Source organism: Rhizobium sp. No.120 (assembly GCF_054558365.1).
The window spans coordinates 1-6,038 of sequence record NZ_BAAJNQ010000039.1 but is presented as its reverse complement, the minus strand read 5'-3'; the positions used below and the strand labels follow the sequence as shown (position 1 = coordinate 6,038).

The following is a 6,038-nucleotide window of genomic DNA, read 5'->3' as shown; positions in this document are numbered from 1 at the left end:
CATTGATCTCCTCCCGGGGATCGCGGAGAGAAAACCTCTGCCGTCATTGTCAGTACCACCCGCTGAATGAACTTGTCTAAAGGGATGGAAACGAAAGCGTGTCGCGATCTTTCAGATCTGCTTCATGCGAGGCTGGTCCTAAACATCATCGTGTTATCGCCGCGCCTTTTGGCCGTCGAGATAGCCGTGTTCAAAGGCTTTCGCGAGCACGCATCCTTCTGGATATGGATTCTCTTCATCTTGCGTCTCCCGCATGCCAGCGTCGCCTCCACGCTCGTAAGCCTCTCTGGATGCCACATCGGAGGTTTCCAGGTCCGGAGGGCCGATCGCTCCAGCGCTCATCGGATCAGGAAGCCGCAACCCCAGGCCGGCCGGGACGACAGGATTTTGGACGTGCATAGCTGTTTCCTCCATGTTGCGGAAAGCAGTCTGCGGCTGATGTTTCAAGCCAGCTCGCGCGGCTATCTGAAACTTCCGCCTTTGCAAGAGCCCTGCTACCGCTGAGGCGACGCCCACATTCTGGTAGGACAAGACGAGAGCGACGCTGATGCAACACTATCGCTCTCCATTTAAGGCTATTTCATGCGCGGGGCTTGCGTGATTTATCGTTTCCATTCTTGCTGGACGATGTCTTCGCATCATAGGTTTGCCCGAAATTAGTGCCTCCCAAGTGCCCGCCACCGCTTGTGTTCTTCACTTGGCGTAGCGCTCGCTGAAGGAGCTTCTCTGCATTTGTCTTCGTCATTATATTTCTCCAAAACAAAAAGGCCGGGGAATGCCCGACCTTTCCAAAGGTTCGCAATCCTGCAGTGCCAGTACATGCGTGGTCAAAGCAGGCACGAGCCGATTGCTGTTTGATTATGCAGATGCTGAGTTCTATTCAGCTTGCTATTACATGCGTCTCTTACCACTTCGTAGATGCAGGTGAGAATACGACTGATTCCAATAAGATGGGGTGTTATCCCGATCTCCTACGGTCATTCAATTCTGCTGCCAGTACATCCGTGGTCAGCTGGAATGAGTGACAAGCTTAAATCGCCTGAACATTGTCGGCTGAGCTTTTACCGGTTTTATGATCCTGGATAAGATCATAGCTAACCTTCTGACCGTCCTTCAGTGCGCTAATCCCGTCGCGTTCCAAGGCGGATATATGCACGAATACATCCGTGCTGGCGTCATCGGGTTGGATGAATCCAAATCCTCTGCCGGCATCAAGCCATTTTAGGGTGCCCGCGGCCATGGTGATTTCCTTTCGAAGCAATTGTAGTAGTTCCCGCAATACCTTGCAGGATCAGATCGATTATTTGAGCGGAAATCCGAGGGAGCCCTGTGGCTCTTGAGCGACATCACAAGCAATGGTCGACTTACCCAACATAGGCTCTATTTCTGATTTGGCAATGCGCGGACAGATTTAATCGACAAAGGGTGATTGTCGCCGACAGCCCGATCAACATCGGCGGAGAAGTCCTACAGGGCCAATCCCAATCTATTCCTTGCATCTAAAATATTGCCTGTTACCCTAGGGCGAGCGCCTCAACCGAAAGATAGATCTTTGGCCCAACAGATCGAGGCGCGTCATCGACGCTTCCAGCTCATTCTTATAAAACCCTCTCACTACGACGATGACGGCTACGTTATCCGATGGTGGAGAGCGATGATTCCTTCCAACTCGCTGGCTGCCATCTATGGCATCGCCCGCGATTGTGCGGAGCGCGAGAGCCTTGGTCCCGATATCGGGATCGACATTGTGGTAATCGATGAAACCAATACCCGCATCAAAATCGCATCACTCATCGAAAAGCTGCGCCAGAACGACAATTTCGGAATGGTGGCGCTGGTGGGTGTTCAATCCAACCAATATCCCCGCGCGCTTGATATTGCCCGCCCGTTCCGAGAAGCCGATATCGCCGTTTGCATGGGTGGCTTTCACATTTCCGGCTGCCTGGCCATGCTTGACGGCGCCGCCATCGAACTGGATGCCTGCCGGGAGATGGGCATTGCGATGTTTGCGGGCGAAGCCGAGGGGCGCCTCGAAGCTGTCCTGCGCGATGCTTCGCAGGGGGCATTGAAACCCCTCTATAATTTCATGAATGATCTGCCCGGCATCGAGGGTAGCCCGGTGCCCTTTCTGCCCAAGGATAGCATCGAACACACGCTTGGCCTCAGCAGCAGCTTCGATGCAGGGCGCGGATGCCCATATCAATGTTCATTCTGCACGATCATCAATGTCCAGGGCCGCAAATCGCGCTTTCGCTCCGCCGATGATATCGAAACGCTGGTGCGCCTGAATTGGGCGCAGGGAATTCACAAGTTCTTCATCACGGATGACAATTTTGCTCGGAACCGAGATTGGGAGGCAATCTTCGACCGCCTTATCGAGTTGAAGGAGCAACACGGCATTCCGCTCGGTTTGATGATCCAGGTCGACACGCTCTGTCACAAGATCCCGAACTTCATTGAAAAATCCAAGCGCGCCGGTGTTACTCGCGTCTTTATCGGGCTTGAAAATGTCAATCCCGACAATCTCGTCGCGGCGAAGAAGAACCAGAACAAAATAACCGAGTACCGCAAGATGCTGCTCGCCTGGAAAGCGCAAGGCATCATGACGCTCGCGGGTTATATCCTCGGCTTTCCTTCCGATACGCCGGATACCATTCGCCGCGACATTCGCATCATCCAGGAGGAGCTGCCACTCGATGTCATCGAGTTCTTCGTGCTCACCCCGCTACCCGGCTCGGAAGATCACCAGACGCTCTGGCGCAATGGCATCAGCATGGACGATGATCTCAACATATACGACGTCGAACATGTTTGCACAGCGCATGATAAGATGAGCAAGGGGGAGTGGGAGGAGATCTATCAGGAGGCCTGGTCCCTCTATTATTCTCCGCAACATATGAAAACGTTGCTGCGTCGCGCTGTCGCCACGGGCATGCCGGTCGCCAGTCTGGTGAAGGTGCTGATATCCTTTGCGACAACGGTGCCGCTCGAAAACGTTCATCCCTTGCAAAGCGGCGTGATGCGGTTGAAGCATCCAGATGAGCGTCGGCCGGATCTGGAGAAGGAAAATCCCCTATGGTTTTGGCCAAAATTCATCGGCGGCACCCTCGTGAAACATTTGAGGCTCGCCGGAGCAATCACCAGCCTCTCTTTCTCCGCCTACCTGATCGCCAGGGATAAAACGTCAAAGGCCTATATGGATCAGGCACTAACACCGGTCGCCGACGATGACGACAGCCGTCTTTCCTTGTTTACGCAGACGAGTGGCGGAAGCGCAGCTGTCAAGCATGTCAAGAAGGTTGCCGAGCTGACGAAACGCGCGCCGGTTCACTGAAGGCGTTTTGGTGCAGTCGGTTTCGAGGGGTCAAGTCAACATTATTCCTGGTCCTTCATCGACGCCGTCGCCAACTAAAAGTGCGTATTATCCCATATAGGAACCGTGTCTTCGACGGAACGTTCGGAGGAGGAGCAGGATGGAATCCCGATTTGGCAAAAGAATAATGGCCACCGCCATGGTTATCGGCCTGGCACTTTCCATTCTCTATGGACTAAGCGGAACTCACAAGCGCTCTGAGCCAGCAGCTCCTGCAGCGAGCGATGTCGCCAAATAGCCGGCTCCTGTAGCCTTGAATGGCGATATGCGAACTTCCGATCAACACCATGAGACCGCTTCGCCGCCAATATGGTCTTAAGAGGCCCTCGCGATTTCGGCTGCATCGCGGAATGAAACCAGCTTCTGGCCGCCCTCGTCCCAAAGCACGAGCTTTACGCATCGCAGGCTCTGACGCAACGTGATCCGGCCTATCTCACCAAGTTCTGGATGGTTTCGCAAAACCTCCGGCAGGCGATAATAGGGAATGCGGCTGCAGAGATGATGCACATGATGAATGCCGATATTGCCGGTCACCCAGCGCAGAACGGGCGGCAAGTCATAATGGGAAGCACCATGCAATGCGGCGTTCGGAAATTGCCACTCCGGCTTCTTTGACCAGTGCGTTTCCTCGAATTGATGCTGCACATAAAAGAGCCAGATACCAACGGCGCCAGCCAGCAAAACGATCGGCAGATGGATCATGAAGAAGGCTGCAGGCCCAATCGCCCAGATGAGAAGCGACATGATCACAGCAAGCGCCAGATTGGTCGACATTGCCGATACCCATGGCAGGAGACCGGCACGCAACATGCCGACCGGGAGACGTTGCTGGAATAGAAAAAGCCACACCGGCCCAATCCCGAACATCACGAGCGGATGCCTATAGAGACGATACCCAATTCGCCCCCATTTGGAGCGAGCATAGTATTCACTTACGGTTAGCGTGGTTATGTCGCCAATACCGCGCTCATTCAGGTTTCCGGCTGATGCATGATGTTCGGCATGCGCGCGCCGCCAATAGTCGTAAGGTGTTAGGGTCAAGATACCAAGAATACGCCCGATCCAGTCGTCAAAGCGACGATTTGCAAAGAATGAACCGTGGCCGCAATCGTGCTGGATCATGAACAGGCGCAACAGAAACGCCGCGGCTGGGACAACAAGGATGAGGCCGTACCAGAATCCGTAGTGCACAGCGACCCAAGTCAAGACCCAGAACGCGGCAAAAGGAATGGCTGTCACGGCAAGTTCAAAGGCACTGCGACGTGGGCTGGGTGTACGATATTTCGACAGAATTTTCAGCCAGGCTGCTGCATCTGGCTCGTTTTGGCATCCGGAGACGGTCATTGTCACCAACGGTTGTAGCCAGCCTTTTGTAGGGCTGCGGCGCGATAGTAATGCTCCGCATGTTGAAACATGTTTTCCGCCTCAATTTGGTCGCCAGCCCGGGCGCGCTCATGCGCCAATAGCTGAAATTGTTCGTATCTTCGCTTCAAGCTCGCAAATGTAGTCTTTGATGCGGTGGTATCGAAGGTGGCTTTATGGGTCGGCGGGTGTTGTTGTTGTGTTGAAACCAACTGACAATTCAAGCTTTTTACGGCTTGCTCCTTAAACAATGATATAGAGGATGATGACGCGACTGATGTTGCTTTTGCTATTAATATCGCCGTCTGGAGCGCGGCATCGCGACATGGTTATCGGCATATCATGTCAATGCGGCCGTTTCGTGTTGTGCAATGGCGGTTCTGCAATTACCCATCGCAGTGTCGATCAATACGCCAGATGATTTCCATGGGAAGCTCACCCGGCCTGGCGTTTTGTGAAAGTCCGCAATTGGTTCGAAATAGGGAGACATTTCACCGTCCGATCTCCGCTCGGCGAGTTCAATCCCAAACGTAAGAGGGGGTGGGGACAATGCCCTGCCTACGGAAGCAGAAATGAGGCGTAGATTTTATCACCAACTGGTGCTATTTTATATGCCTCAATAAGGGATTCGACTCATGCGATCTACTATCAATCTCGACGATGCACTCATGGATAGGGCGAAATCATTGACCGGGACCAAGGAAACCGCGGCGCTCGTTCGCCAAGCATTGGAGACGCTTGTTCGTGTAGAGTCCGGAAAACGCCTCATCGCGCTCGGAGGAACCATGCCGGACGCAGAGGCACCTCCGCGCCGCCGGAGCGCAGCAGTTAAGTGATATTGGCGGACACTTCGATCTGGATTGATCATTTCCGATCTGCCGACGCGGAGCTGGGCAGGATTATTGAAGATGATCGACTGCTGTGCCATCCGAGCGTGATCGGCGAGCTGGCTCTTGGCAGCCTTCGGGATCGCAGCAACGTGATAGCTTTCCTGTCGGCCCAACGCAGCGCAGTCGTCGCAACACATGACGAAGTCATGATAATGATCGATCGACATAGTATTTTCAGCATGGGCATTGGCTACACGGATGCTCACTTGCTGGCGTCCGTTCTTCTTGACCATAAAGCGTCCTTATGGACCAGAGACAAGCGCCTGCGGGCAGCCGCGGAAAAGGCACGAGCCTCACTGCATATACCGGTCAACACACCTCACTAGGGTCAGGACCCATTGATTTCAATTGACGGCTATGATTCAGACGGGCTTATAGGAGCCTGCTGATGAGTAATTTGTTTTGGCTGACGG

The 6,038-nt window shown here is 53.8% G+C and carries 7 protein-coding genes; 3 read left to right on the top strand and 4 right to left on the bottom strand.

What is annotated here, in order from left to right; genetic code table 11:
- Positions 1-153: 153 nt before the first annotated feature.
- A complete protein-coding gene (locus tag ACYJRZ_RS31755; protein WP_459465493.1) occupies positions 154-447 on the bottom strand; it encodes a hypothetical protein in 294 nt (97 codons plus the stop codon).
- 583 nt (positions 448-1,030) lie between these two features.
- A complete protein-coding gene (locus ACYJRZ_RS31750; protein WP_459465491.1) occupies positions 1,031-1,240 on the bottom strand; it encodes a cold-shock protein in 210 nt (69 codons plus the stop codon).
- A 312-nt stretch (positions 1,241-1,552) separates the two neighbouring features.
- Between ACYJRZ_RS31750 and ACYJRZ_RS31745 the strand changes: the two genes are divergently transcribed.
- Positions 1,553-3,334 (top strand): B12-binding domain-containing radical SAM protein, encoded by a 1,782-nt coding sequence (locus tag ACYJRZ_RS31745; RefSeq protein ID WP_459465489.1) that lies wholly within the window; start codon positions 1,553-1,555, stop codon positions 3,332-3,334.
- Positions 3,335-3,688: 354 nt separating this feature from the next.
- Here the strand turns inward: ACYJRZ_RS31745 and ACYJRZ_RS31740 are convergent, their stop codons facing one another.
- Both ACYJRZ_RS31740 and ACYJRZ_RS31735 read right to left on the bottom strand, forming a co-directional pair.
- Positions 3,689-4,717: a fatty acid desaturase gene (locus ACYJRZ_RS31740; RefSeq protein ID WP_459465487.1), complete on the bottom strand. Its 1,029-nt coding sequence runs from the start codon at positions 4,715-4,717 to the stop codon at positions 3,689-3,691.
- A gap of 2 nt (positions 4,718-4,719) precedes the next feature.
- Positions 4,720-4,866 (bottom strand): DUF4167 domain-containing protein, encoded by a 147-nt coding sequence (locus ACYJRZ_RS31735; RefSeq protein WP_459465495.1) that lies wholly within the window; start codon positions 4,864-4,866, stop codon positions 4,720-4,722.
- Between the two features lie 504 nt (positions 4,867-5,370).
- On the opposite strand from ACYJRZ_RS31735, the gene ACYJRZ_RS31730 reads away from it, so the two are divergent.
- The gene (locus ACYJRZ_RS31730; protein ID WP_459465485.1) at positions 5,371-5,571 is read left to right on the top strand and encodes a type II toxin-antitoxin system VapB family antitoxin; all 201 of its coding nucleotides are present in this window, start codon (positions 5,371-5,373) and stop codon (positions 5,569-5,571) included.
- The gene (locus ACYJRZ_RS31725; protein WP_459465483.1) at positions 5,568-5,951 is read left to right on the top strand and encodes a PIN domain-containing protein; all 384 of its coding nucleotides are present in this window, start codon (positions 5,568-5,570) and stop codon (positions 5,949-5,951) included. The genes ACYJRZ_RS31730 and ACYJRZ_RS31725 overlap by 4 nt, the downstream gene beginning before the upstream one ends.
- Positions 5,952-6,038: the final 87 nt, after the last annotated feature.